This window comes from Pseudomonas sp. LBUM1649, assembly GCF_059716155.1.
Window position 1 is genome coordinate 5,147,687 of the sequence record NZ_CP166807.1, and the last position, 22,589, is coordinate 5,170,275.

The 22,589-nt window shown below is 60.1% G+C and carries 24 protein-coding genes; 4 read left to right on the plus strand and 20 right to left on the minus strand.

Annotated elements, in window-relative coordinates; genetic code table 11:
- Window positions 1-2 precede the first annotated feature (2 nt).
- Window positions 3-185, minus strand: coding sequence for a 50S ribosomal protein L32 (rpmF, locus tag ACA058_RS23745; RefSeq protein ID WP_003179396.1), 183 nt, complete (start codon window positions 183-185; stop codon window positions 3-5).
- Between the two features lie 13 nt (window positions 186-198).
- Window positions 199-726, minus strand: coding sequence for a YceD family protein (locus ACA058_RS23750; RefSeq protein WP_008066540.1), 528 nt, complete (start codon window positions 724-726; stop codon window positions 199-201).
- A gap of 105 nt (window positions 727-831) precedes the next feature.
- Here ACA058_RS23750 and ACA058_RS23755 point away from each other — a divergent pair, with 105 nt between their 5' ends.
- The gene (locus tag ACA058_RS23755; RefSeq protein ID WP_497636164.1) at window positions 832-1,410 is read left to right on the plus strand and encodes a Maf family protein; all 579 of its coding nucleotides are present in this window, start codon (window positions 832-834) and stop codon (window positions 1,408-1,410) included.
- Window positions 1,411-1,497: 87 nt separating this feature from the next.
- Here the strand turns inward: ACA058_RS23755 and ACA058_RS23760 are convergent, their stop codons facing one another.
- Genes ACA058_RS23760 through rluC form a run of 3 tightly spaced genes read right to left on the minus strand, consistent with a single transcriptional unit; the run spans window position 1,498 to window position 4,123 of the window.
- The gene (locus ACA058_RS23760) at window positions 1,498-2,487 is read right to left on the minus strand and encodes a S49 family peptidase (protein ID WP_497636165.1); all 990 of its coding nucleotides are present in this window, start codon (window positions 2,485-2,487) and stop codon (window positions 1,498-1,500) included.
- A gap of 24 nt (window positions 2,488-2,511) precedes the next feature.
- Window positions 2,512-3,174: an HAD-IA family hydrolase gene (locus tag ACA058_RS23765; RefSeq protein WP_497636166.1), complete on the minus strand. Its 663-nt coding sequence runs from the start codon at window positions 3,172-3,174 to the stop codon at window positions 2,512-2,514.
- Complete coding sequence (gene rluC, locus ACA058_RS23770) at window positions 3,161-4,123, minus strand: 23S rRNA pseudouridine(955/2504/2580) synthase RluC (RefSeq protein ID WP_095963753.1); 963 nt, start codon at window positions 4,121-4,123, stop codon at window positions 3,161-3,163. Before rluC ends, ACA058_RS23765 begins: the two co-directional genes overlap by 14 nt.
- Window positions 4,124-4,825: 702 nt before the next feature.
- On the opposite strand from rluC, the gene rne reads away from it, so the two are divergent.
- Window positions 4,826-8,050, plus strand: coding sequence for a ribonuclease E (gene rne / locus ACA058_RS23775; RefSeq protein ID WP_497636167.1), 3,225 nt, complete (start codon window positions 4,826-4,828; stop codon window positions 8,048-8,050).
- A 161-nt stretch (window positions 8,051-8,211) separates the two neighbouring features.
- Here the strand turns inward: rne and ACA058_RS23780 are convergent, their stop codons facing one another.
- The 11 genes from ACA058_RS23780 to ACA058_RS23830 form a co-directional block, all read right to left on the minus strand.
- Window positions 8,212-8,808: a nucleotidyltransferase family protein gene (locus ACA058_RS23780; protein ID WP_497636168.1), complete on the minus strand. Its 597-nt coding sequence runs from the start codon at window positions 8,806-8,808 to the stop codon at window positions 8,212-8,214.
- On the minus strand, window positions 8,805-9,788 hold the full coding sequence (locus ACA058_RS23785; RefSeq protein WP_497636169.1) for an XdhC family protein: 984 nt from the start codon (window positions 9,786-9,788) through the stop codon (window positions 8,805-8,807). The genes ACA058_RS23780 and ACA058_RS23785 overlap by 4 nt, the downstream gene beginning before the upstream one ends.
- On the minus strand, window positions 9,788-10,036 hold the full coding sequence (locus ACA058_RS23790; protein WP_497640036.1) for a hypothetical protein: 249 nt from the start codon (window positions 10,034-10,036) through the stop codon (window positions 9,788-9,790). The genes ACA058_RS23785 and ACA058_RS23790 overlap by 1 nt, the downstream gene beginning before the upstream one ends.
- Window positions 10,002-11,021, minus strand: a complete 1,020-nt coding sequence (gene murB / locus ACA058_RS23795) for a UDP-N-acetylmuramate dehydrogenase (RefSeq protein WP_497636170.1) — start codon at window positions 11,019-11,021, stop codon at window positions 10,002-10,004. The genes ACA058_RS23790 and murB overlap by 35 nt, the downstream gene beginning before the upstream one ends.
- A complete protein-coding gene (locus ACA058_RS23800) occupies window positions 11,018-11,482 on the minus strand; it encodes a low molecular weight protein-tyrosine-phosphatase (RefSeq protein ID WP_497636171.1) in 465 nt (154 codons plus the stop codon). The genes murB and ACA058_RS23800 overlap by 4 nt, the downstream gene beginning before the upstream one ends.
- On the minus strand, window positions 11,482-12,246 hold the full coding sequence (kdsB, locus tag ACA058_RS23805; RefSeq protein WP_497636172.1) for a 3-deoxy-manno-octulosonate cytidylyltransferase: 765 nt from the start codon (window positions 12,244-12,246) through the stop codon (window positions 11,482-11,484). Before kdsB ends, ACA058_RS23800 begins: the two co-directional genes overlap by 1 nt.
- Window positions 12,243-12,428 (minus strand): Trm112 family protein, encoded by a 186-nt coding sequence (locus ACA058_RS23810; RefSeq protein WP_007945752.1) that lies wholly within the window; start codon window positions 12,426-12,428, stop codon window positions 12,243-12,245. The genes kdsB and ACA058_RS23810 overlap by 4 nt, the downstream gene beginning before the upstream one ends.
- A gap of 25 nt (window positions 12,429-12,453) precedes the next feature.
- Window positions 12,454-13,464, minus strand: a complete 1,011-nt coding sequence (lpxK, locus tag ACA058_RS23815; RefSeq protein ID WP_497636173.1) for a tetraacyldisaccharide 4'-kinase — start codon at window positions 13,462-13,464, stop codon at window positions 12,454-12,456.
- A complete protein-coding gene (gene pocB / locus ACA058_RS23820) occupies window positions 13,464-13,892 on the minus strand; it encodes a flagellar polar localization protein PocB (RefSeq protein WP_497636174.1) in 429 nt (142 codons plus the stop codon). The genes lpxK and pocB overlap by 1 nt, the downstream gene beginning before the upstream one ends.
- Entirely contained in the window at window positions 13,889-14,524 is a 636-nt protein-coding gene (pocA, locus tag ACA058_RS23825) for a flagellar polar localization protein PocA (protein ID WP_008066570.1), read from the minus strand. The genes pocB and pocA overlap by 4 nt, the downstream gene beginning before the upstream one ends.
- 98 nt (window positions 14,525-14,622) lie before the next feature.
- The gene (locus tag ACA058_RS23830; protein ID WP_497636175.1) at window positions 14,623-16,857 is read right to left on the minus strand and encodes a DNA internalization-related competence protein ComEC/Rec2; all 2,235 of its coding nucleotides are present in this window, start codon (window positions 16,855-16,857) and stop codon (window positions 14,623-14,625) included.
- Between the two features lie 136 nt (window positions 16,858-16,993).
- Here ACA058_RS23830 and ACA058_RS23835 point away from each other — a divergent pair, with 136 nt between their 5' ends.
- Together ACA058_RS23835 and ACA058_RS23840 are read left to right on the plus strand one after the other, a co-directional pair.
- Entirely contained in the window at window positions 16,994-17,521 is a 528-nt protein-coding gene (locus tag ACA058_RS23835; RefSeq protein WP_497636176.1) for a DUF2062 domain-containing protein, read from the plus strand.
- A 449-nt stretch (window positions 17,522-17,970) separates the two neighbouring features.
- Window positions 17,971-19,230, plus strand: a complete 1,260-nt coding sequence (locus ACA058_RS23840) for an IS256 family transposase (RefSeq protein ID WP_497635083.1) — start codon at window positions 17,971-17,973, stop codon at window positions 19,228-19,230.
- Between the two features lie 158 nt (window positions 19,231-19,388).
- Here the strand turns inward: ACA058_RS23840 and ACA058_RS23845 are convergent, their stop codons facing one another.
- The 4 genes from ACA058_RS23845 to ACA058_RS23860 form a co-directional block, all read right to left on the minus strand.
- Window positions 19,389-20,168 carry an ABC transporter permease gene (locus tag ACA058_RS23845; RefSeq protein ID WP_497636177.1) on the minus strand — a complete coding sequence of 260 codons (780 nt, stop codon included), beginning with the start codon at window positions 20,166-20,168 and terminating at the stop codon, window positions 19,389-19,391.
- Entirely contained in the window at window positions 20,165-21,097 is a 933-nt protein-coding gene (locus tag ACA058_RS23850) for an ABC transporter ATP-binding protein (protein ID WP_497636178.1), read from the minus strand. The genes ACA058_RS23845 and ACA058_RS23850 overlap by 4 nt, the downstream gene beginning before the upstream one ends.
- Window positions 21,098-21,229: 132 nt before the next feature.
- The gene (locus tag ACA058_RS23855; protein ID WP_497636179.1) at window positions 21,230-21,853 is read right to left on the minus strand and encodes a glutathione S-transferase family protein; all 624 of its coding nucleotides are present in this window, start codon (window positions 21,851-21,853) and stop codon (window positions 21,230-21,232) included.
- Window positions 21,854-21,896: 43 nt separating this feature from the next.
- Window positions 21,897-22,556, minus strand: a complete 660-nt coding sequence (locus tag ACA058_RS23860; RefSeq protein ID WP_497636180.1) for a transglutaminase-like domain-containing protein — start codon at window positions 22,554-22,556, stop codon at window positions 21,897-21,899.
- Window positions 22,557-22,589: the final 33 nt, after the last annotated feature.

Genomic DNA, 22,589 nt, shown 5'->3' on the forward strand with positions numbered 1-22,589 from the left:
GATTACTCGTCAGCGCCCTTGTCGATCACTTTACGGCCACGGTATACGCCTTCTGGCGATACGTGGTGACGCAGGTGAACTTCACCGGTGGTTTTTTCTACAGACAGGGTGCTAGCCTCGAGAGCGTCGTGCGAACGGCGCATGTCACGGGCAGAGCGGGATTTTTTGTTCTGCTGAACAGCCATAATTGATTAACTCCTAAACGTTTGGGTCACGCTTTAACTGCGCCAATACACTGAACGGGTTGGACCGCGTTACCTCGTCCTCGCTCGGTTCGGGCTCATCTGCTCCCGCCGGCTGCTGGCATTCTTCCGGATGATGAGCAGGCACAATGGGCAAGGCGAGCAGAAGCTCCTCCTCGATCAGTGACTGCAGATCCAAAGGATCTTCGCCCAGTTCCAGCACGTCATAACCTTTCGGCAACGACTGGGTATTCGCACCCTCCTTCACCACAGCGTAACTGCATTCGCTATGGATCGGCAGGGTGACCAGCTCAAGACAACGCTGGCAAACCATTTTGACTTCAGTGTCGATAAAGCTGTGGATAACCACAGATTTACGTTCATCTCGTTCAAAAACGAATTTAGCCTGCACCGTACCGACATTGTCGGAAAGCGGGTCGCAGAGTCTCTTCAAATCGGCCAGCAGCATTTCACCTTGGAGGGTGGTGCCACGATCAGCCAATTTGCGCGGGTCAACGTGAGGTGGAATCGGGTCATTCAACATAGGCGCAGCATTATAGGGATGCACCCGCCCATGTCAAAGGAAATTCAGCCCTGTCCGTCACTTGGAAGCCCCGCTAGAATTCGCGCCTGTCATTTGGAGTTGCGCATGCTGCCTTTATTACTCGCTTCAAGCTCCGTCTATCGCCGGGATTTGCTGGCCCGCCTGCAGCTGCCATTCAGCTGCAGCTCGCCGGACATCGACGAAAGCCATCGCCCTGGCGAAACCGCCATCGAGCTGGTCAAACGCCTCGCCGAAGAGAAAGCGCGCGCACTGGCCGCCAGCCATACCGCTCATCTGATTATCGGTTCCGACCAGGTCGCGGTGCTTGGCGAGCGGATTATCGGCAAGCCCCACACCTTCGAAAAGGCCCGTGAGCAACTGCTGGCCTCCAGCGGTGCCAGCGTGACGTTCCTGACCGGACTGGCCCTGCTGAACAGCCAGACCGGTCACTGCCAGGTCGACTGCGTACCTTTCACGGTGCACATGCGCACACTCGACAGCGAACGCATCGAACGCTATCTGCGCGCCGAACAACCCTACGACTGCGCTGGCAGCTTCAAGGCCGAGGGCTTGGGAGTGAGCCTGTTTCAGAGCACCGAGGGCCCTGATGCCACCAGCCTTGTCGGCCTGCCGCTGATTCGCCTGGTGGATATGTTGCTGGCCGAAGGCGTGCAAATCCCCTGAAAAGCAAAAGATCGCAGCCTGCGGCAGCTCCTACAGGTGATTTGTGTAGGAGCTGCCGCAGGCTGCGATCTTTTGATCTTGAAATAATTAACGCAGCGACGGACCGTTAAACCCCATCCACATCGCCAAATGCTCAGCCACGCTGGCCCCGAGCTTCTTCGAGAAGCGATCGAACGGCGATTCCTGAACAGTGAAATCGACCAGCTCTTTCTCACCGATCACATCGCGGGCCACCGAACTGGCATTACCCAGGCCATCGATCAAGCCTAGCGGCAGCGCCTGCTCACCCGACCAGACCAGCCCGGAGAACAGCTCCGGATGTTCCTTGTCCTTCAGGCGGTCGCCACGACCCTGCTTGACGCTATTGATGAACTGCTTGTGAGTGGTATCGAGCACGCCCTGCCAGAACGCCGTTTCTTCAGGCTTCTGTGGCTGGAACGGATCGAGGAAGGACTTGTGCTCGCCCGAGGTGTAGGTGCGACGCTCCACACCCAGCTTCTCCATGGTGCCGACAAATCCGTACCCGGCCGCCGTTACACCGATGGAGCCCACCAGGCTCGCCTTGTCGGCATAGATCTGGTCCGCCGCACTGGCGATGTAATAAGCACCGGAAGCGCCCAGGTCGGAAATCACTGCGTAGAGCTTGGTATCCGGGTGCAGGCCACGCAGACGACGGATCTCGTCATAGACGTAACCTGACTGTACCGGACTGCCGCCCGGGCTGTTGATGCGCAGAATGACGCCCTTGACCTTTTTGTCTTCGAAGGCGGCACGCAGGCTACCCACGACGTTGTCGGCACTGGCCGGCTCCTTGTCGGCGATCATGCCGTTGATGTCGATCAACGCGGTGTAGTTGCCACTGCGGGTAGCGACCTTCTCCATGTCCATCAGTGGCGTGAACAGCGCCAACGCGACAAACAGGTACACGAAGGTCAGCAACTTGAAGAAAATCCCCCAGCGCCGGGAGCGACGCTGCTCCTGCACACCAGCCAGCAGGGTCTTTTCCAGCAGCTTCCAGCTTTTTTCGTCACCGCTCTCTGCGCTCGCCTTGGCGGGCGCTTTCCATTCGTCGGCCATGCCATCTACCCCAGCAATAACGTATTAAGCCCGCTGACCCAGCCAGGCGTGCAATTGTGAAAACCGATCGATGCTCAGTCGCGGCTCGAACAGCTTCAGCGCTTCGATTGACTGCGCGCCGTAGCTGACCGCCACCGAATCCATGCCGGCATTACGTGCCATCTGCAAATCGAAGGACGAGTCGCCAACCATCAGCGCCTGATCCGCACGCACCTGACAATGGGCAAGTATCTGCTCAAGCATCAACGGATGGGGCTTGCTGGCCGTCTCGTCGGCGGCACGGGTGATATCGAAGTAATCTTCCCAACCGTGAGACTTCAGCACCCGATCCAGCCCGCGACGGGCCTTGCCCGTGGCCACGGCCAGATGATAACCCTCGGCACGAAACGCCTCGATCGACTCGACCACGCCCTCGAACAAGGGCGAAGGCACCGCCTCCGAGGCGATGTAGTGATCGGCGTAGTGCTGACGAAAGGCAATCAGCTCGGCATCGCCGATGTCGGGATACAGGGTACGAATCGCCTCCGGCAATCCCAGGCCGATGATACCCTTGACGGCAAAGTCATCGCACTGCTCAAACCCGGACCGCTGCGATGCCACGTGCATCGCCTCGACAATCCGACCAATGGAATCGGCCAGCGTGCCGTCCCAATCGAAAATCAGCAGCTTGTAATCAAATGGGTGCACTCAGGCGCTCCACGGTTTTAGCCCACATTTCGTCGACAGGCGCCTGCAACTTCAGTTCGCCGCCATCAGGCAACGGCACAGTCAGCATGTAGGCATGCAGAAACAGGCGCTTGCCGCCCAGATCGCGGATTTCCTTGCTGAAACCTTCTTCGCCATACTTGGTGTCGCCAGCGATGCAATGCCCGGCGTGCAAGGTATGGACACGGATCTGGTGAGTCCGGCCGGTAATCGGCTTGGCTTCGATCAGGGTGGCAAAGTCACCGAAGCGGCGCAGGACCTTGAACACGGTCACGGACTCCTTGCCCTCCTCCTCGTCGACCTCGACCATGCGCTCGCCGGAGCGCAGATTGCTCTTGCCCAGCGACGCACGGACTTGCTTGATCGAGCTCGCCCAGTTACCGCGGACCAGCGCCATGTAGCGCTTGTCGACGCCATCACCGCGCAACGCGGTGTGCAAGTGGCGCAACATGCTGCGCTTCTTGGCGATCATCAACAGGCCGGACGTATCACGGTCGAGACGGTGAACCAGCTCGAGCTCTTTGCAATCGGGGCGCAACTGACGAAAGGCTTCGATCACCCCGAACGTCAGGCCGCTACCGCCGTGAACCGCAATGCCGGCGGGCTTGTTGATCACGATCAAGGCCTTGTCTTCGAAGACAATCGAGGCTTCCAGGCGCTGCAACAGCCCCTGGGCCAGCGGCACCGGCTCGTCGCGCTCAGGCACGCGAACCGGCGGCACGCGCACGATATCACCCGCCTGCAGCTTGTATTCGGGCTTGATCCGACCCTTGTTCACTCGCACTTCGCCTTTGCGCAAAATGCGGTAAATCAAGGTCTTGGGCACGCCTTTGAGCCGAGCGAGAAGGAAGTTATCAATACGTTGGCCGGCATATTCCGGCGAGACCTCAAGCAGTTGTACGCCTGGAGTCGGGGGGGTAGTCGTCGTCATGTCGTGGATGATAACAATTTTTTATGGAATTGAAGCACTTAATCATTACTGCTATAGTCGCGAACGCCGCCAAAAGCGGCCTGGACAGCGGACCAACGGTCAAAAACCGGCCCTGACCAACGCAATTCACCAGGACGCGAGGCCGTCCTACGGGGCTTTCGCTACGTAACGGTGGAGTTTGCAACTGTAACGAGCGCAGGTGACATGAGGCCTGAATCAAACCGCAAAGCAGAGTTTTCACTCGCTTTTCGAGCCAATATTCACGGCCAGTTCACAAAGTGCAGTCAGCTGCGAATGACCCCGAGCGAAACGCTTCGGAAACAACGCCTAAATTAGCCATGATGCGTGACCTCCCCTTTCGGAGCTCACGGTAAATGCCAACCCGCTGCGGATTCTGCGCGCGGCAGCACCCGAATTATCAGGGATACGTGTAGGGTGGAGATGCACAACCGCTGGCCTGTGTAGCAATAGGCTTTATCAAGACGCTTCATCTCGTCCACAGCCGCCGGTTGATTCCTCCTCCTGACTGAGTGCTTAAGTAGCCACAGCAAGCAGGACGCGTACGTCGCGACGAAGGCCCACATTGGCCGGACATCGCTGGACACGGGAATGGCCAACCACTCCCGACGCACCTGACACCGACCATGAGAAGTCGTGTGTGCCGAACGCCGTTTCCGGCAGCCCGGAAACCGACGGTACTACATGAAAAGAATGCTGATTAACGCAACCCAACCCGAAGAGTTGCGTGTTGCACTGGTAGATGGCCAGCGCCTCTACGACCTGGACATCGAATCCGGTGCACGCGAGCAGAAGAAGGCCAACATCTATAAAGGCCGGATTACTCGCATCGAACCAAGCCTGGAGGCTGCCTTTGTCGATTTCGGCTCTGAGCGCCACGGCTTCCTGCCCCTCAAAGAAATCTCCCGCGAATACTTCAAGAAAGCCCCCGAAGGCCGCGTCAATATCAAGGACGTCCTGAGCGAAGGCCAGGAAGTCATCGTTCAGGTCGAAAAAGAAGAACGTGGCAACAAGGGCGCCGCCCTGACCACCTTCATCAGCCTGGCCGGTCGTTACCTGGTCCTGATGCCGAACAACCCGCGTGCCGGCGGTATCTCCCGTCGCATCGAAGGTGAAGAGCGCAACGAACTGCGTGAAGCCCTGAACGGCCTGGTTGCCCCGGCTGACATGGGTCTTATCGTGCGCACTGCTGGCCTGGGCCGCAGTAGCGAAGAAATGCAGTGGGACCTCGACTACCTGCTGCAATTGTGGACTGCCATCAAAGAAGCCTCGCTGGATCGTTCCGCGCCTTTCCTGATCTACCAGGAAAGCAACGTGATCATCCGCGCGATCCGCGATTACCTGCGCCAGGACATCGGCGAAGTGCTGATCGACAGCGTTGAAGCCCAGGACGAAGCCCTGACCTTCATCCGCCAGGTGATGCCGCAGTACGCCAGCAAGATCAAGCTGTACGAAGACAGCGTTCCGCTGTTCAACCGCTTCCAGATCGAAAGCCAGATCGAGACCGCTTTCCAGCGCGTCGTCGAACTGCCTTCCGGTGGCTCCATCGTTATCGACCCGACCGAAGCCCTGGTGTCCATCGACATCAACTCGGCACGCGCCACCAAAGGCAGCGATATCGAAGAAACCGCCCTGCAGACAAACCTTGAAGCCGCCGAAGAAATCGCCCGTCAGTTGCGCCTGCGCGACATCGGCGGCCTGATCGTCATCGACTTCATCGACATGACCCCTGCCAAGAACCAGCGCGCCGTGGAAGAAAAAGTCCGCGAATGCCTGGAAGCCGACCGCGCTCGCGTGCAAGTCGGTCGCATCTCGCGCTTCGGCCTGCTGGAAATGTCCCGTCAGCGCCTGCGTCCATCCCTGGGCGAAAGCAGCGGCATCGTTTGCCCGCGTTGCAACGGCACTGGCATCATCCGTGACGTTGAATCGCTGTCCCTGGCGATCCTGCGCCTGATCGAAGAAGAAGCCCTGAAAGACCGTACCGCCGAAGTTCGTGCACAAGTGCCGATCCCGGTGGCCGCGTTCCTGCTCAACGAAAAACGCAACTCGATCACCAAGATCGAACTGCGCACCCGTGCCCGCATCGTCATCCTGCCGAACGATCACCTCGAAACGCCGCACTTCGAAGTGCAGCGCCTGCGTGATGACAGCCCGGAAGCCGCGATCAACCAGTCCAGCTACGAAATCGCTGCTGCCGCTGCCGAAGTGGAAGAAGTGCAGCCAGCTGCCGCGACCCGCACCCTGGTTCGCCAGGAAGCCGCGGTCAAGACGGCTCCCGCCCGCGCCAATGCTCCGGTTCCGACCGAAGTCGTCGCCGCTCCGGTTGCCGTACCTGTCGCAGCACCAGAGCCAAGCCTGTTCAAAGGCCTGGTGAAGTCGCTGGTCAGCCTGTTCGCCACCAAGGAAGAGCCTGTCGCTCCAGCCGTGGTTGAGAAACCGGCTGCCACCGAGCGTCCAGCCCGCAACGAAGAACGTCGCAACGGCCGCCAGCAGAGCCGCACCCGTAACGGCCGCCGCGATGAAGAGCGCAAGCCTCGTGAAGAGCGCGCCCCCCGTGAGGAACGCGCACCACGCGAACCGCGCGAAGAGCGCCAGCCACGCGAAGTACGCGAGCCCCGCGAAGTACGTGAAGAAACGCCAGCCGTAGCCCGCGAAGAACGCGCCCAACGAGAAGAACGCGCTCCGCGCGCCCCACGTGAAGAACGCGCTCCGCGCGCCCCGCGCGAAGATCGCAAGCCACGTGGCGAGCGTGAAGAGCGTGTGCGTGAACTGCGCGAGCCTCTGGATGCTGCCGCTCCTGCCGCTGCTGCTGTCGCCGATATCGCTGCCGCCACCACTGAAGAACGCCCGGCCCGCCCGCCACGCGAAGAACGCGCTCCACGCCCACCGCGTGAAGAACGTCAACCACGTGCCGAACAAGCGGCTGCTGTTGCCGAAGAAGAGCTGACCAGCAACGAAGAGCAACTGCAGGAAGACGGTCAGGAAGGCGCCGAAGGCGATCGCCCACGCCGCCGCTCCCGTGGCCAGCGTCGTCGCAGCAACCGTCGCGAGCGTCAGCGTGATGCCAACGGCAACGTGATCGAGGGTTCGGATGAGTCCGAAGCCGGCGAGAACAATGAAGCGCCAAGCACTGCCGACCTGGCTGCCGGCCTGGCTGTTACCGCAGCCGTTGCCAGCAGCGTGATCAGCGCTCCGGCCGAAGCACAGGCCAACGAGCAAGCCGAACGCGCCACTGCCGCTACCCTGGAAACAGCTCCGGTCGAAGCGCCAGTCGTGGAAGCGACGACTCCGGTCGAAGCCACCGCATCGCCGGAAATCGAAGTGGCAGCAGCGCCAGAAGCACAACCAGTGGTTGAAGCTGCCGCTGAACCAGCCGTGGTTGCAGAACCGGTTAGCGAAACAGTGACTGAAACCGTGACCGAAGCCGTTCGTGAAGTTCGCGAAGAGCAAACCGCGTTCAACTGGGTTGCCGAGCCAGCCGTTGCCGAAACACCTGCTCCAGCGCCGGTTGCTGAAGCCGAAGTGGCGCAAGCGTTGGTCTCCGAGCCAGTGGTTGCCGCTGCCGAGCCTGCTCCAGTGGTTGAAGCGCCGGTTGTTGCCGAAGTGCCTGCTCCGGTGGTTGAAGCGCCGGTTGTTGCTGAAGTGCCTGCTCCGGTGGTTGAAGCCGCTCCTGCCAGTGCCCTGACGCCAAGTGGCCGCGCACCGAACGACCCACGTGAAGTGCGTCGCCGCAAGCGTGAAGAAGAGCGTCTGCAGAAGGAAGCCGAACAGGCGGCCGCTGCTGCTCAGGTTGTCGCTGCCGAGCCGGTTGATTCGGTGATTGCCGAAGCACCTCGCTCCGTTCAGGAAGCGGTAGAGCAACACGAGCAAGCCCAGGAAAAAGAGCACGAGCCTAAACCTCTCGTCTGATTTCCTCGGTAATTGTTAAGCCCCGCCTGGTGATCCCGGGCGGGGCTTTTTTATGCCTGTTGTCCTGTAGGAGCAAAGCTTGCTCGCGATGAACGATTACGCGGTGTTTCTGGCAAAACGCGTCACGGCCATCGCGAGCAAGCTTTGCTCCTACAAATGGTCTACGTGGACTTGAAGGCCAGCCTTTCAGGCACATCCACATCCCACAAAACACCGGGATCATCCACCGCCACTTCAACCACACGCCCTTGCGCAAACAACGCCTTCGCCCCACGATCACCCGATAACGCCATCAACCCCGGACCAAAACCGCGCCCAAAGCCCACCGGATGCCCGTACTCACCCTCCCGTACCGGTACGCTGATGCAGTCATCGGCCATTTGAGCCACAACTTGTTCGATGCTTGAAGGCAGGATGAACGGCATATCCCCCAGCACCATCAGCCAACCATCAAGCTGCGCACATGCCGCCACCCCGGCCGCAATGCTATCGCCCATCCCGGTCGATTCGATCAGGACGATCTCACAGCCATAGGCCTTGGCCATGCGGCTCACTTGCGGGCGATCGACGGTGGTTACCAAAATGCGCTTTTCCAACGTGGAAGGCAGGTTCACCAGCACTTGCTCGATGACCGATCGAACAGCGCCATCACGCCCCATGCAATCAGCTAGCAGCTTGTCCTTTTCGGCGCCCGCCACCTGTCGAAACCGGCTGCCCTGCCCCGCCGCCAACACGATGACGCCGATGGACTCACTCATACACCCTCCCGTAGCGGTTTCTTCTGTTTCAACTCGATGCCATTTTTGATCGCCACAATCTCGGCCATCAGCGACAGGGCGATTTCCGCCGGGCTATGACTGCCAATGTGCAAACCGATCGGGCCGTGCAGCCGTTCGATGGCCTGCGGCGACAAACCGAGTTGAGCCAGGTTGTCCCGGCGCTTTTGGCTGTTGACCCGCGAGCCGAGTGCGCCGACATAAAAAGCCCGGGAGTCAAGCGCGGTCAGCAACGCCATGTCATCCAGCCGCGGGTCGTGAGTCAGGGCGATGATGGCGGTACGTTCGTCGGTCTCGATGTTCAGTACCGCCTCGTCGGGCATGCCCGAGACAAATCGTCCGTGCTGCGCTTCCCAACCATAGGCAAACTCGGTGCGCGGATCGCAGATCAGTACCTCGAAATCCAGTAGCCGTGCCATCTCGGCAACATACCGGGACAACTGCCCCGCACCGATCAGCAACAGGCGCCAGCGCGGGCCGTAAATAGCGCGCAATGTGAACCCATCGAACGTCAGCACATCGGACTTGCCGGCCTGCCCTAAAACAACCTCGCCGGTTTCCAGGTTCAGTTCGCGCGCGACAAGTTCATGCGCCTCACAACGGGCCAGCAAGTCAGCGACCCAATCCGCATCGCCAACGCGCTCCTCGGTCAAACGCAAGGTGCCGCCGCAGGGTAAACCGAAGCGCGCCGCCTCCTCACGAGTCACGCCGTAGGTGATCAGTTGCACCGGCGGTCCGTCGACCGCAATGCGACCGTCATGCAACCGCGCAATCAGGTCGTCCTCGACACAACCACCGGACACCGAGCCAATCACCACGCCGTCCTCGCGCAACGCCAGCATGGCGCCGGGCGCCCGGGGCGCGGTGCCCCAGGTCTGCACCACGCTGTACAACATCACCCGCTGGCCGGCGCGGCGCCACTCCAGCACGCTGCGCAGGACATTCAGATCGGCACTGTCCATCACGCCTCGACCTTCTGCCAACCCGTCTGCACCGGGCCTTTGGTGGAGAAAATGCTTGCATCGTCAGCAGACCAGGTTAAGCCTGCATTAACAAAAAAGCCCTGCTGAGGCAGGGCTTTTAGCTGCAAGCTGCAAGTAGAAGCAAGCAGCGAGCAGCTCAAGATATAGAGATTGTAGCTCGCGGACTGAAGCCTGAAGCTTGCAGCTACTTCCCTAATACCTATTGGGCTCCATTTCCAGGTCGACATGAAAACGCTCTGAAATGTCTTTCTGGATGCGCTGTGCCAAGCTCAACAGTTGCAAGCCTGTCGCACTGCCGTAATTGACCAGCACCAGTGCCTGCATTTTGTGCACGCCTGCATCGGCATCGCGGAAGCCTTTCCACCCTGCCCGTTCGATCAACCAGCCGGCAGCCAGCTTCATCTGTCCGTCGGGTTGCGCGTAGGCCACCAGGTCCGGATATTCACCCTTGAGCTGTGCGACCAGCGCCGCTGGCACCAAGGGGTTCTTGAAAAAGCTGCCAGCATTGCCGAGCACCGCCGGGTCCGGGAGTTTCTCGTTGCGAATGCTGCAAATGGCCTGGCTGACGTCCGTCGCCGTCGGATGATCGATGCCCTGCTCGGTCAGGCGCTGGCGCACCGGACCGTACTCCAGATGCAGGTGTGCAGTGCGATCGAGGATGAAACGCACGCGCAGGATCAACCAGCGCCCAGGCTCCTGCTTGAACACGCTGTCGCGGTAAGCGAAGTTGCACTCTTTCAGGCTGAAGTCGCGCAGCTCGTCACTCTGGCGATCAAGGGCGGTCAGGCCGGCGAACACATCCTTGATTTCCACGCCATACGCACCGATGTTCTGTATGGGTGCCGCGCCAACGGTGCCGGGAATCAGGCTGAGGTTTTCCAGGCCCGACAAGCCCTGCACCAGGGTGTGTTGCACGAACGGGTGCCATGGCTCGCCCGCCTCGGCCTCGATCACCACTTTGCTGCCATCATCGCTGATCACGCGTATTCCGCGCGTGGCCATGCGCAGTACCAGCGATTCAACATCGGCCGTCAGCAGCAAGTTGCTGCCACCGCCGATCACCAGCAAGGGCACCTGGTGTTCCCGTGCATAGGCCAGGGCCTCACGCACATCGGCGTCGCTATGAGCCTCGGCAAACAGGCGGGCCTGGACATCCACGCCAAAGCTGTTGAACGGCTTGAGCGAAACCCGTGATCGCAGTTGCAAACTCATAACCGTTCCTTCAGTTCGATCACCAGCAGGTCACTGGCGCGCTCGATCAGGTCCAGCACCCGTTCAAAGCCATGTTCACTGTCGTTGTACGGGTCCGGGACTTCATCGATCTCCGATGGGTAGCGACGCAGGAACAGATCCAGCTCCGCCCTACCCTTGGCCGGTTGCAGATCCATGAGGTTGCGCAGGTTGCTATTGTCCATCGCCAGGATCAGGTCGTAGGTGGCGAAGTCGGCGCGGGTGACCTGCTGGGCGCGCTGGGCAGACAAATCATAACCACGCCGCTTGGCGGCCGCCTGGCTGCGCTTGTCCGGTGCACTGCCCACGTGCCAGTCGCCGGTACCGGCGGAGGCCACTTCGACTTGATCGGCCAGCCCCGCTTCGCGCAGTTTATGCCGCAGCACGCCTTCGGCCGTGGGTGAACGGCAGATATTGCCCAGGCAGACAAACAGAACCCGCATCAGGCCTCCAGCAGGCGACGAACGCGCTCAAGGTCTTCAACGGTATCGACACCGGCAGGCGGAGCGATCAGCGCATCGGCGACGTGAATCCGTACGCCATGCCACAAGGCACGCAGCTGTTCCAGGCACTCGGTGTTTTCCAGCCAGCACGGGCCCCAGCTGACGAAGTCGTGCAGGAAACCGGCGCGGTAGGCATAGATGCCGATGTGTCGGCGATACGGCACACCTTCCGGCAATTGCTCGAGGCTCTTGGCGAACGTGTCCCGTGCCCATGGCAAGGTGGCGCGACTGAAGGTCAGTGCCAGGCCATTGAGGTCACTGACGACCTTGACCACGTTGGCGTTGAACAGGCTCTCCACGTCTTCGATCGGCTCGGCCAGCGTGGCCATGCGCGCTTCGGTGTGGGCAGCCAGGTTGACGGCCACCTGATCAATGACACTTGGCGGGATCAGCGGCTCGTCGCCCTGGACGTTGACCACGATCGCGTCAGGCGCAAGGCCCAGCTTCGCCGCGACTTCGGCCAGGCGATCGGTTCCGGAGTTGTGGTCTTCGCGAGTCATCACCACTTGCGCACCAAAACCTTCGCAGGCCTGGGCGATGCGTGCATCGTCCGTGGCAACCACCACGCGCTGGGCGCTGCTCTTGCACGCCTGTTCCCAAACGTGCTGGATCATCGGCTTGCCGGCGATCAACAACAGCGGCTTGCCCGGCAGACGGGTGGAGGCGTAGCGCGCAGGAATAACAACGGTAAAGGCTGTAGTCATTTATCCAGACGCTCGTCGGTGGTCAGGGTACGGGCTTCGGTTTCGAGCATCACCGGGATGCCGTCGCGAATCGGGTACGCAAGGCCAGCGCCCTTGCTGATCAGCTCGGTCTTGTCGGCGCTGAGCTTGAGCGGGCCTTTGCAGACCGGGCAAGCGAGGATATCGAGCAATTTGGTGTCCATGAACACTCCCTGGATAGAAACGGATTTAAGGCAAAAGACGCGCCGGCAGCAGGCGCATCAACTGTGTATCGAACCAGGCCGTGAAGGCTGGCGACGGCACAGCGTCAACCGCCAGGTACCACCAGTCGGCGGCGGCGAAGGCACGGCACTTCACCGCGTCCTTTTCGGTCATCACCAATGGCAATGACGGATTGAAATTCAAGGCCTGCACGCTGTATTCGGCGTGGTCGGCGAACGCATGCGGGACTGGCTCCCAGTGTAGCGTTTCGAGAGTCTTGAAGAAACGCTGCGGGTTACCGATCCCGGCCACCGCATGCAGCGCTTGGCCCGCAGGAAAGTGATCGAGCGGGCGCCGTTCGCCGCTTTGCAGATTGACCAGTGCCGTCGGTTGCAACTGGAAGGCAAAGTTATCACCGTCGTCAGCCGTGGCGCCGTTGTAGAGCACCGCGTCGACACTTTGCAGACGCTCGACCGGTTCACGCAATGGCCCGGCCGGCAAGCAACGCCGGTTGCCTAATCCACGGGCAGCGTCGATCAGGACCAGCTCCAGATCCCGAGCCAGACGGTAATGCTGCATGCCGTCATCGGACAGGATCAGGTCCAGCGGTTCACTGGCCAGCAAGGCTTTGACCGCGCGGCTGCGGTCCGGATCGATCATCAATGGCACGCCGGTACGCTGCACGATCAACAGCGGCTCATCGCCAGCGATGTCGGCGCTTTGATCCGCCTCGACCCGCCACGGCAATTGCGCAGGCCTGGCACCGTAACCCCGGCTGACCACGCCGACCCGCAAGCCGCTGCGCTGACAGTGCTGGATCATCCACAGGATCAGCGGTGTCTTGCCGGTGCCGCCGACGGTGATGTTGCCCACCACGATCAGCGGTACCGGTGGCTGATAGATCTCACCCTCGCCCGCCAGAAAGCGCTTGCGCTTATTGTTGACCACGCAGCGGTACAACCACTCCAGCGGCTGCAACAGTTTCAGGGCCGGATGACCTCGGTACCACGCGGCGAGCAGGCGATCGGACATGGCCATCAGGGCGCGGGCGGCGCCGCCTCGACTGTGGTCATGCGCAAGTGGTTGAAGCCGAGCTTGCCGGCGGCGTCCATGGCGGTGATGACCGACTGATGCTGGGATTTTCCGTCGGCGCTGATGGACAGCGGTCGACTGGTGTCGCCATTGGATTGCTTCTGCAGTGCATCCATCAGGGTCGCCAGGTCGCTTTTGGGTAATACCTGGTTGTTCACCGAAAACACCCCGTCGGCACTGATCGCGACGTCCAGTTGCCGGGTCTGGTCCTCGGATGGCGCGCCGCTGACCGCTTCGGGCAGATCGACGCGCAACTGGGTTTCACGGGTAAAAGTCGTGGTCACGACGAAAAACAGCAGCAGGATAAACACCACGTCGATCAGCGACGCGAGGTTGATGTCCACATTCTCCCGTTGCTTGCGGCGGAATTTCACGCTTTGACCCCCGCCAGATCCACGTCACGATCACCCTGCACGACTTCGACCAGCTTGATCGCCTCCTGCTCCATGCCGACTACCAGTTCATCGATCCGGCGTTGCAGGAAGCGGTGGAAGAATACCGACGGGATACCGACCATCAAACCGGCTGCCGTGGTGATCAGCGCCTTGGAGATCCCCCCGGCCAGCACCGCTGCGTTGGTGGTCATGCCCGTGCCCATGAACGCACTGAAAATGTCGATCATGCCCAGCACCGTACCCAGCAGCCCCAGCAACGGAGCCATGGCGGCGATGGTGCCGAGGGCATTGATGTAGCGTTCCAGCTCGTGGATGACCCGCGCGGCGGCCTCTTCGATACACTCTTTCATGATCTCGCGACCATGCCGGGAGTTCGCCAGGCCTGCGGCCAGGATCTCACCCAAGGGAGAATTGGCGCGCAGTTCCTTGAGCTTTTCCTTGTTGAGTTGCTTGTCCTTGATCCAGACCCAGACCTGCCCGAGCAAATGCTCCGGGGTCACGCGACTGGCCCGCAGGGTCCACAGACGTTCGGCAACGATTGCCATTGCCGCGATGGAACTCAGGATGATCGGCAGCATCATCCAGCCGCCGGATTTGACCAATTCCCACACAGTGACAGTCCCCTCGAAAAAGTGCGCCACTCTAACATAGGGGGTGGGCGCACCGAAGACTGTGATGTCGCATCCGGTCGGGCTTTGATAATTCCCGGTTAATTGCTTGAGGGTGGCGGATCGCGCCAGAAGCGCCGTTCTTGACGCATCGAGCGCGGTGGTTCGAAACGCCCCAGTTGCAGATGAACGGCGCCTTGCTGCGCGCTGTCGTAGATCGCCATCGCGCGATGTCGATAGCGTGCAATCACCACAGGGTGAGGATGGCCGAACGAGTTGCCATGACCACGGGAGATCAGTACCGCCTTGGGCTGTAAAACGTTGAGCAGCGCCATCGAAGACGAACTGCGACTACCGTGGTGCGGTGCCTGCAACCAATCGGTAGGCACAGCCAATGAGCTGTCGAGCAACGCGCGCTCGGCGCGGGTGTCGATGTCACCGCTGAGCAGCAATCGCTCGCCATTGGCTTCGATCTGCAACACGCAGGAATTCTGGTTGCTGTCCCTGGCCAGCGGCCAGTGCCACAGTTGAAAACTGACCCCGTCCCACGTCCATTGCCGGCCGCTCTCACAGCCCTCGGCCTGCAACTCGGCTGGCAGGTCGGCAGGTTCTCCACTGAGCACCCGTTTCACCGGCAACCCATTGGCGACTGCCCGGGCGCCACCGGCGTGATCGGCATGGGCATGGCTGATCAACATCATGTCGACCGCCTTCACACCCAGTTTGCGCAGTGCTGGCAGTACCACCCGCTCACCCTGGTCGAGACCACGCAAACGCGGACCGGCGTCATACAACAGTGTGTGATGGCGAGTGCGCACCATGATCGCCAGCCCTTGACCCACATCCAGTTGCCAGACCTCGGCAATCCCTTCGGGAATTTCCGGCCGCGGAGGAAAAACCAGTAGCAGCAGCAAAGGCCAGCCTAACGGTCGCATCGGCACGCCTCGTGGCAGCAGCAACAAAAAGGCGCCTGAAGTGCCGATACCCCAGACCCACAGCGGGATGGCCGCGGGCACCCACGCGGGAACCTTGCCGGCGACCAACCCCAGCCCGGTGAACAGCCAATCGATCAAACCGCCCGCCAGCCACAGTAACCACTCGCCCACGTAGGGCACCGGCAACAACAGTGTCCCGAGCAATGCAGGGGGCAGCACCACCAGGCTGATCCAGGGCACCGCCAGCAGATTGACCAGCGGCCCGCTGAGGCTGATCGGCAATCCCAGGACCAGCAAAAAAGGGCCAAGGCCGATAGCGATCAGCCACTGGGCACGGGTCCAGGTTTGCCACCATGGCCAGGGACCCAGGCGACCACCGAACGTGAAGATCAGCACCGCCACCGCCGCGAAGGACAGCCAGAAACCCGGTTGCAGACTCGCCAACGGGTCCATCAGCAAGACGCCATTGAGCGCCAGCAACAGCGGCCACCAGGCACCCAGGTGGCGAAAGCGCAGGCGCCACAGCAGGACCAGGCCAATCATCAGACAGGCTCGGCGAACCGGCACTTCGAAGCCAGCCAACAGCCCATATCCAAGGGCGGCCACAAAAGCCAGGCCGCAGGCCCAGGGCAACCATGGCAGTCGGCCTGGCCACAAGCCATAACGGGCAAGCCCGGCGATCAACAGATAAACCAGTCCCGCCAACAAGCCGACGTGTTGCCCGGAAATCACCAGCAGGTGCACGGTGCCGGTGTCTTGCAACACCTGCCAGTCTTCGCGACTGAGCCCTGCGCCGTCTCCCAGCACCAACGCTGTGAGCACGCCTGTTCGACCTTGGGCGTCCACGGCCTGCAGCCTCTGGCGGATACCGTCGCGCCAGGCCCACCGGGCTGGCGCCAGTCGCTCCCCGGCCTTGACGGTCCCGGTCGCACCGATGCGTTGCGCCAACAGCCAGGCTTCGTAGTCGAAGGCATGCGGATTGAGCAACCCCACAGGTCGCTTCAGCTTGACCGCCAGCCGCCAGCGTTCGCCGCTGTTCACAGGCGGGCCGTCGTACCAGGCCAGACGCAACTGTCGCGGCAGGACGGTGCGTCGTGACTGACTGTCGGTCAGTTCGAAACGCACCACACCCTCGGTATTCTGTGGCAACCCGCTGATCCGTCCTTCTACCCAACGCGTTTCCCCATCAAGGGCCGGCGACAACCGATCATCCAGGGCCCACTGGGCATGGGCGCAGGCCCAACTCAAGCCGAACAGGAAAAACGCCGCTGGATACGTCCTGAACGGCAGCAACATCAAACCCATGATCGGCATAACCAACCACAACCAGACCGGCGGTAACACCGGTAAAAAACGCAAGGCCAGCAGGCCCAACGCCAGCGCCATCATCCCTGTGCGCATAAGCCCGTCCTTTAGAGTCCCGTCCCTAGGCATAGTCGGCCAGGCGCACGTCCGTCGTTAACAATTGTCACAAAGTCTGAATGGGAGCTTCATGGAATCCAGACATACTTGCCGCCTTAACCGACCGAGAAGCCTTATGCCCCGGCGCTTATTCAAACGCTACATGCCAGACCCGACCAGCATCAGGGAACACAAGTCCTTACGCTTTCTCGGCACCCTGCTGCATGACCCGAACCTCTGGCACCTCAATCGCCATTCCGTCGCCCGGGCCATGGCAGTAGGCCTGTTCGCGGCATTCCTGCCGATTCCGTTGCAGATGCTGGTCGCCGCGATTCTCGCGATCATCGTGCGCGGCAACATGCCGATTGCCGTCAGCCTGGTCTGGTTGACCAACCCGATCACCATGCCTGCGGTGTTCTTCTGCACTTATCAGACTGGTGCCTGGCTGATGGATGTTCCTGCACGGCATTTGCCGGATGAGTTGACCTGGGAATGGATCAGCAGTCAGCTCTCGACCTTGTGGCAGCCGTTTTTGCTGGGGTCGGTGGTAGTGGGCCTGGTGCTTGGGGCGTCGGCCTATTGCCTGGTGATGATGTATTGGCGTTGGTGGGTTGGGCGGCAGTGGCGGCGGCGCAAGAAAAGTCGGAGTTCAAAGGCCGTTTGATCGTGTACATATCCATTTCTGCGGTAACGGCTACTTATGGGAACGCGGAGCGTCCCCGGCGGCATTCCCACGCGGAGCATGGGAACGATCAGTGCGCACGAACTTCCGATCAGGCCGGCTGGTAGGCCGCCTCGCTTTGGCGTTTGATCTTGATCTGGCTTTTGATTTTCTTGCCCCATCGGGAGGCCGAGTGGAGGTTCTGCGCAGTGGGTAAACCGGCATGGATGCCGGTTTAGCCGCCGCCGGCCATGGATGGCCGATGGCGGCGGGCCCACGGAGCAGGACCGGAGCGAGGGCATGCCGAGCATTAGCGAGGCACCGAACGCCAGGGGCAAGAGCCCTTGGTTACTTGGGGCTCTTCCAAGTGACCCGCTGTAAGAGCGGAACCATAAGTAGCGGGACTGTCATAAATTTTGTGTTCGGGCATAACATGTTGAAGAGGTGCATGTATGCCGACCAAAAAGAAACCGGCCCGCGAGGCCCAGCGTGACCTACCATCCATTCCAAAAGAGCTGATCGACCAGTTCGTGAACGGTCCGATGAGTGCCGAAGCCATTCAGGACGCTTCGATGGCGTTCAAAAAGGCGCTGATTGAACGAGCCTTGGGAGCCGAACTCGGCCACCACCTTGGCTACCCTCAGGGCGCGCAGCGCCCTGAGGAGTCGAGCAACCAGCGTAATGGTAAGAGCGGCAAGACCGTGCTGACCGATGACGGCCCGCTTCGCCTGGACATCCCCAGAGACCGCGATGGCAGCTTTGCTCCGATTCTGATCCCCAAGCACGAGCGCCGCTTTACCGGCTTCGATGACAAGATTATTGCCATGTATGCACGCGGCATGAGCGTGCGCGAGATTCGTGCATTTCTATCGGAGCAATACGGCACAGATGTCTCCCATGACTTCATCAGCTCAGTCACCGATGCAGTTCTGGAAGAGGTCAGTGCTTGGCAGCAGCGACCACTTGAACCCATGTACCCAGTCATTTTCTTCGATGCTCTGCGGGTCAAAATCCGTGACGAGGGGGTGGTTCGCAACAAGGCCATTTACTTAGCCCTGGGCGTATTGCCGGACGGTACACGAGATATTCTGGGCATCTGGATTGAAACGACCGAGGGTGCCAAGTTCTGGATGAAGGTTTTCAATGACCTCAAGACTCGAGGCGTCGAAGACGTTTTGATCGCTGTCACTGACGGACTCAAAGGCATGCCAGAAGCCTTGAGTGCGGTGTTCCCTCAGACGACGCTGCAGACCTGCATCGTCCACTTGATCCGTAACAGCCTTGATTACGCGGCCTGGGATAAACGTCGCGAACTGGCCAAAGCCCTGAAGCCGATTTATCAAGCACTCAACGCTGAAGTTGCCGAGCAGGCTTTAGATGCCTTCGAATCTGGACCTTGGGGTAAACAATATCCAACGGTGGCTGCTGCCTGGAGGCGTGCCTGGGACCGAGTCATCCCGTTTTTCATCTTCCCGCCAGCCATACGAAAAGTGATCTACACCACCAACGCCATCGAGAGCATCAATGCTCAGTTGCGCAAGATCATCAAGACAAGAGGACATTTTCCAACCGATGATGCGGCGACAAAGCTGATCTGGCTGGCACTGCAAAATATCACCGCCAATTGGGGCAGTCCGGCCCATGACTGGAAGAACGCAATGAATCAGTTCGCGGTTTTGTACGGAGATCGATTCATCAGGCCAACTTGGTGAAATGAAGGCCTGCCTTACGGCAGGCTGTTACCGGCCCGCACACAAAAAATCTGACACTCTCTAAGTAGCCGTTACCGCAGCAATGGATATGTACTCCGACAACAAACAATAGGTCGGCTGTCAGGCCGCCATCGCTGGCAGGCCAGCTGCCACAGATCTTAAGTACGCATCCCCCGCCCACTCACCAGCAACCGCGCACAACCGATGTACAACACAATCGTCGCCACCAACATGAACGTAATCGCAATGCTGATCCGGATATCCGATACCCCAAGAATACCGTAACGGAACGCATTGACCATGTGCAGCACCGGGTTGGCCAAGGACACCGTCTGCCAGAACGGCGGCAGCAACGAGATCGAGTAGAACACCCCGCCCAGGTAGGTCAACGGCGTCAGCACGAACGTCGGAATGATCGAGATGTCATCGAAGTTACGCGCAAACACTGCGTTGATGAAGCCCAGCAACGAGAAGATGGTCGCCGTCAGCACCACCACCAGAATGGTCACGCCCAGGTGATGCACTTGCAAATCGGTGAAGAACAGCGACAACAGCGTCACAATGATCCCGACCATCAAGCCGCGCAGCACACCACCGAGGGTGTAGCCGATCAGAATGGTGTGCGGCGACACCGGCGACACCATCAATTCTTCGATGGAGCGCTGGAATTTGCTGCCGAAGAAACTCGACACCACGTTGCCGTAGGAGTTGGTGATCACCGACATCATGATCAGCCCCGGCACGATGTACTCCATATAGGTGAAGCCACCCATATCGCCGATTTGCCGACCGATCAGGTTACCGAAAATCACGAAATACAGAACCATGGTGATCGCTGGCGGCAGCAGGGTCTGAGGCCAGATCCGGGTAAAACGCCGGACTTCACGGTAAACGATGGTATTGAGGGCAACGAGGTTGGGCTGCAGCTCGGAACTCATACCGCCACCTTCGACAGATTTTTCTCCACCAGGGACACGAACAACTCCTCGAGGCGATTGGTTTTGTTACGCAGGCTCAGCACTTCGATATTTTGCTGTGCAAGCTGAGTGAACAGCGCAGTGATGCCCATGGACTTGTCCACCTGGACTTCCAGGGTGTGGCCATCGAGCAAACGTGATGGATAGCCAATCAGCTGCGGCGGCGCGCTCACACCGTTCTTCAAATCCAGCAGGAAAGTCTCGACATGCAGCTGGCCGAGCAACTGCTTCATGCTGGTGTTCTCGACGATGATGCCGTGGTCGATGATGCCGATGTTGCGGCACAACTGCTCAGCCTCTTCCAGATAGTGCGTGGTGAGGATGATGGTGATGCCTTTCTTGTTCAGTTCGGTGAGGAAGGTCCACATCGAACGACGCAGTTCGATGTCCACCCCGGCAGTCGGTTCGTCGAGGATCAACAGGCGCGGTTCGTGGACCAGCGCACGGGCGATCATCAGGCGACGCTTCATGCCGCCGGACAGCGAACGCGACGGCACATCGCGCTTGTCCCACAGGCCGAGCTGGGTCAGGTACTGCTCGGCGCGTTCCTTGGCGACTTTCGACGGGATGCCGTAGTAACCGGCCTGGGTCACGACGATGTCGAAGGTCTTTTCGAACTGGTTGAAGTTGAATTCCTGAGGCACCACGCCGATGGAACGCTTGAGCTGCGCAGGATTACTGTCCAGGTCGTGACCGAAGATATTCACCGTGCCGCTGGTCTTGTTCACCAGGGTCGAAAGAATGCCGATGGTCGTGGATTTGCCGGCGCCGTTGGGGCCGAGCAAGGCGAAGAAGTCACCTTCGGCGACATCCAGATCGATACCACTCAAGGCCTGGAAACCGTTGCCGTAGGTTTTGGTTAGCTGCCGGATGGACAGAGCGGAACTCATATCGGATTACGCACCAAGAAGGGAAGAAAAGGACAAATATGGGCGGGCGGCAAGCAATGCAACCGCGGCGCATGGACGCAATGGTGCTTGTCGCCGCCCTACAAGTACAGTCAAGTGTGTCGATAGTGAGTATTAAGTCAACGCGGTCATGACCGCTTTGCGATACGCCGGACGCTGTTTCAACCTTGCGTACCAGGCCTCCAGATTGGGATGCGGCGAACGTTCGATCGGCATCTCGAACCAGGCATAAATGAAACTGCCCAGGGGAATGTCGCCCATGCCGATCTCCTCACCGGACAGGTAGGGCTGGGTCGCCAGCGCCTGGTCAGCCATCGCCAGCAGCGCTTCGCATTCCTTGATCGCAGCTTTGATCGTAGGCCAGTCCTGTTGATCGGCCGGGGTGCGCAAAACGCCCCAGAACACCGTGCGGAAGGGACCTGCAAAACTGGAAGTGGTCCAGTCCATCCACTTCTCGGCGCTGGCCCGCGCTTGCAGATCTGCCGGATACCACGGGGTATTCGCCGCATGCCTGGCCATCAGATAACGGACGATAGCGTTGGATTCCCACAACACGAATCCATCATCTTCAATCACTGGCACGCGGCCATTGGGGTTCATGGCGCGGTACTCGGGCGTATCGACGACACCAAAGGCACCGCCCGCATCGATGGCCTCATAGGCCAGACCCAGTTCCTCGGCGGCCCACAATGGTTTTCTGACATTCGATGAATTTTTCCGACCCCAGATCTTCAGCATGACCGCCTCTTTATGGATGAATGCGCAGGCAGCATACGCCGGATCAGGCGCGACTCAAATCGCTCTGCATGTCCCCCAACAGCGGCGCAAGTTGCTCGTCGAACAAGTGCGGATAACACTTTTCAAGGTGTTCGAAAAAGAACCTTTCCGGCACGTCGGTGAACTGGCCGTGGTCGATCAGGTACTCCATCAGTTTCTCGCCGTCGCAATTGAAGGGATGAAAAACGCTGTCGTTGATCCCGTCGAATTCCAGCGGCGCCACATTGAACAGGTCGCACAAGCCCTGGTTGAACGCAGGGGTGGCTTTGACCCAACGACCATTCAGATAAAGCTCGGTGTAGCCGTGCATAGCGAACACGTCGCTCTTGAGCAATTGGAGCAGACGCGGCGTCGATAAATGATTGCGCACATCCGCCAGACCGATGCGTGCAGCAATCCCGCAATGCCGTGCTGCACCTGCCAGCAAGGTGGCTTTGGGCACGCAATAACTTTCTCCGGTCGCCAGCGCATAACTGCCACGCAAGGTCTGTGGATCACGGCTGAAGGTATACGGGTTGTAGCGCACCGCCTCGCGCACGGCGTAGTAGAGATGGATCGCCTGCTCGAGCGGGTCGCGACTGGCACCGCGATGTTCTTCGGCGAACTCCACCACCGAGGGGTGGTCACTATCGATGAAGCGGCCGGGGCTCAGATACTCGTGCATGCGGGCAATCTCCGTGCTGGTAATGTCCAGGGC

Excerpts from the sequence above, each read along its gene's own strand:
- rpmF (WP_003179396.1), bottom strand. The coding sequence starts at position 185 with ATGGCTGTTCAGCAGAACAAAAAATCCCGCTCTGCCCGTGACATGCGC.
- ACA058_RS23750 (WP_008066540.1), bottom strand. The coding sequence starts at position 726 with ATGTTGAATGACCCGATTCCACCTCACGTTGACCCGCGCAAATTGGCT.
- ACA058_RS23755 (WP_497636164.1), top strand. The coding sequence starts at position 832 with ATGCTGCCTTTATTACTCGCTTCAAGCTCCGTCTATCGCCGGGATTTG.
- ACA058_RS23760 (WP_497636165.1), bottom strand. The coding sequence starts at position 2,487 with ATGGCCGACGAATGGAAAGCGCCCGCCAAGGCGAGCGCAGAGAGCGGT.
- rluC (WP_095963753.1), bottom strand. The coding sequence starts at position 4,123 with ATGACGACGACTACCCCCCCGACTCCAGGCGTACAACTGCTTGAGGTC.
- rne (WP_497636167.1), top strand. The coding sequence starts at position 4,826 with ATGAAAAGAATGCTGATTAACGCAACCCAACCCGAAGAGTTGCGTGTT.
- ACA058_RS23780 (WP_497636168.1), bottom strand. The coding sequence starts at position 8,808 with ATGAGTGAGTCCATCGGCGTCATCGTGTTGGCGGCGGGGCAGGGCAGC.
- ACA058_RS23785 (WP_497636169.1), bottom strand. The coding sequence starts at position 9,788 with ATGGACAGTGCCGATCTGAATGTCCTGCGCAGCGTGCTGGAGTGGCGC.
- ACA058_RS23790 (WP_497640036.1), bottom strand. The coding sequence starts at position 10,036 with ATGTCGACCTGGAAATGGAGCCCAATAGGTATTAGGGAAGTAGCTGCA.
- murB (WP_497636170.1), bottom strand. The coding sequence starts at position 11,021 with ATGAGTTTGCAACTGCGATCACGGGTTTCGCTCAAGCCGTTCAACAGC.
- ACA058_RS23800 (WP_497636171.1), bottom strand. The coding sequence starts at position 11,482 with ATGCGGGTTCTGTTTGTCTGCCTGGGCAATATCTGCCGTTCACCCACG.
- kdsB (WP_497636172.1), bottom strand. The coding sequence starts at position 12,246 with ATGACTACAGCCTTTACCGTTGTTATTCCTGCGCGCTACGCCTCCACC.
- ACA058_RS23810 (WP_007945752.1), bottom strand. The coding sequence starts at position 12,428 with ATGGACACCAAATTGCTCGATATCCTCGCTTGCCCGGTCTGCAAAGGC.
- lpxK (WP_497636173.1), bottom strand. The coding sequence starts at position 13,464 with ATGGCCATGTCCGATCGCCTGCTCGCCGCGTGGTACCGAGGTCATCCG.
- ACA058_RS23830 (WP_497636175.1), bottom strand. The coding sequence starts at position 16,857 with ATGCGCACAGGGATGATGGCGCTGGCGTTGGGCCTGCTGGCCTTGCGT.
- ACA058_RS23835 (WP_497636176.1), top strand. The coding sequence starts at position 16,994 with ATGCCCCGGCGCTTATTCAAACGCTACATGCCAGACCCGACCAGCATC.
- ACA058_RS23840 (WP_497635083.1), top strand. The coding sequence starts at position 17,971 with ATGCCGACCAAAAAGAAACCGGCCCGCGAGGCCCAGCGTGACCTACCA.
- ACA058_RS23845 (WP_497636177.1), bottom strand. The coding sequence starts at position 20,168 with ATGAGTTCCGAGCTGCAGCCCAACCTCGTTGCCCTCAATACCATCGTT.
- ACA058_RS23850 (WP_497636178.1), bottom strand. The coding sequence starts at position 21,097 with ATGAGTTCCGCTCTGTCCATCCGGCAGCTAACCAAAACCTACGGCAAC.
- ACA058_RS23855 (WP_497636179.1), bottom strand. The coding sequence starts at position 21,853 with ATGCTGAAGATCTGGGGTCGGAAAAATTCATCGAATGTCAGAAAACCA.
- ACA058_RS23860 (WP_497636180.1), bottom strand. The coding sequence starts at position 22,556 with ATGCACGAGTATCTGAGCCCCGGCCGCTTCATCGATAGTGACCACCCC.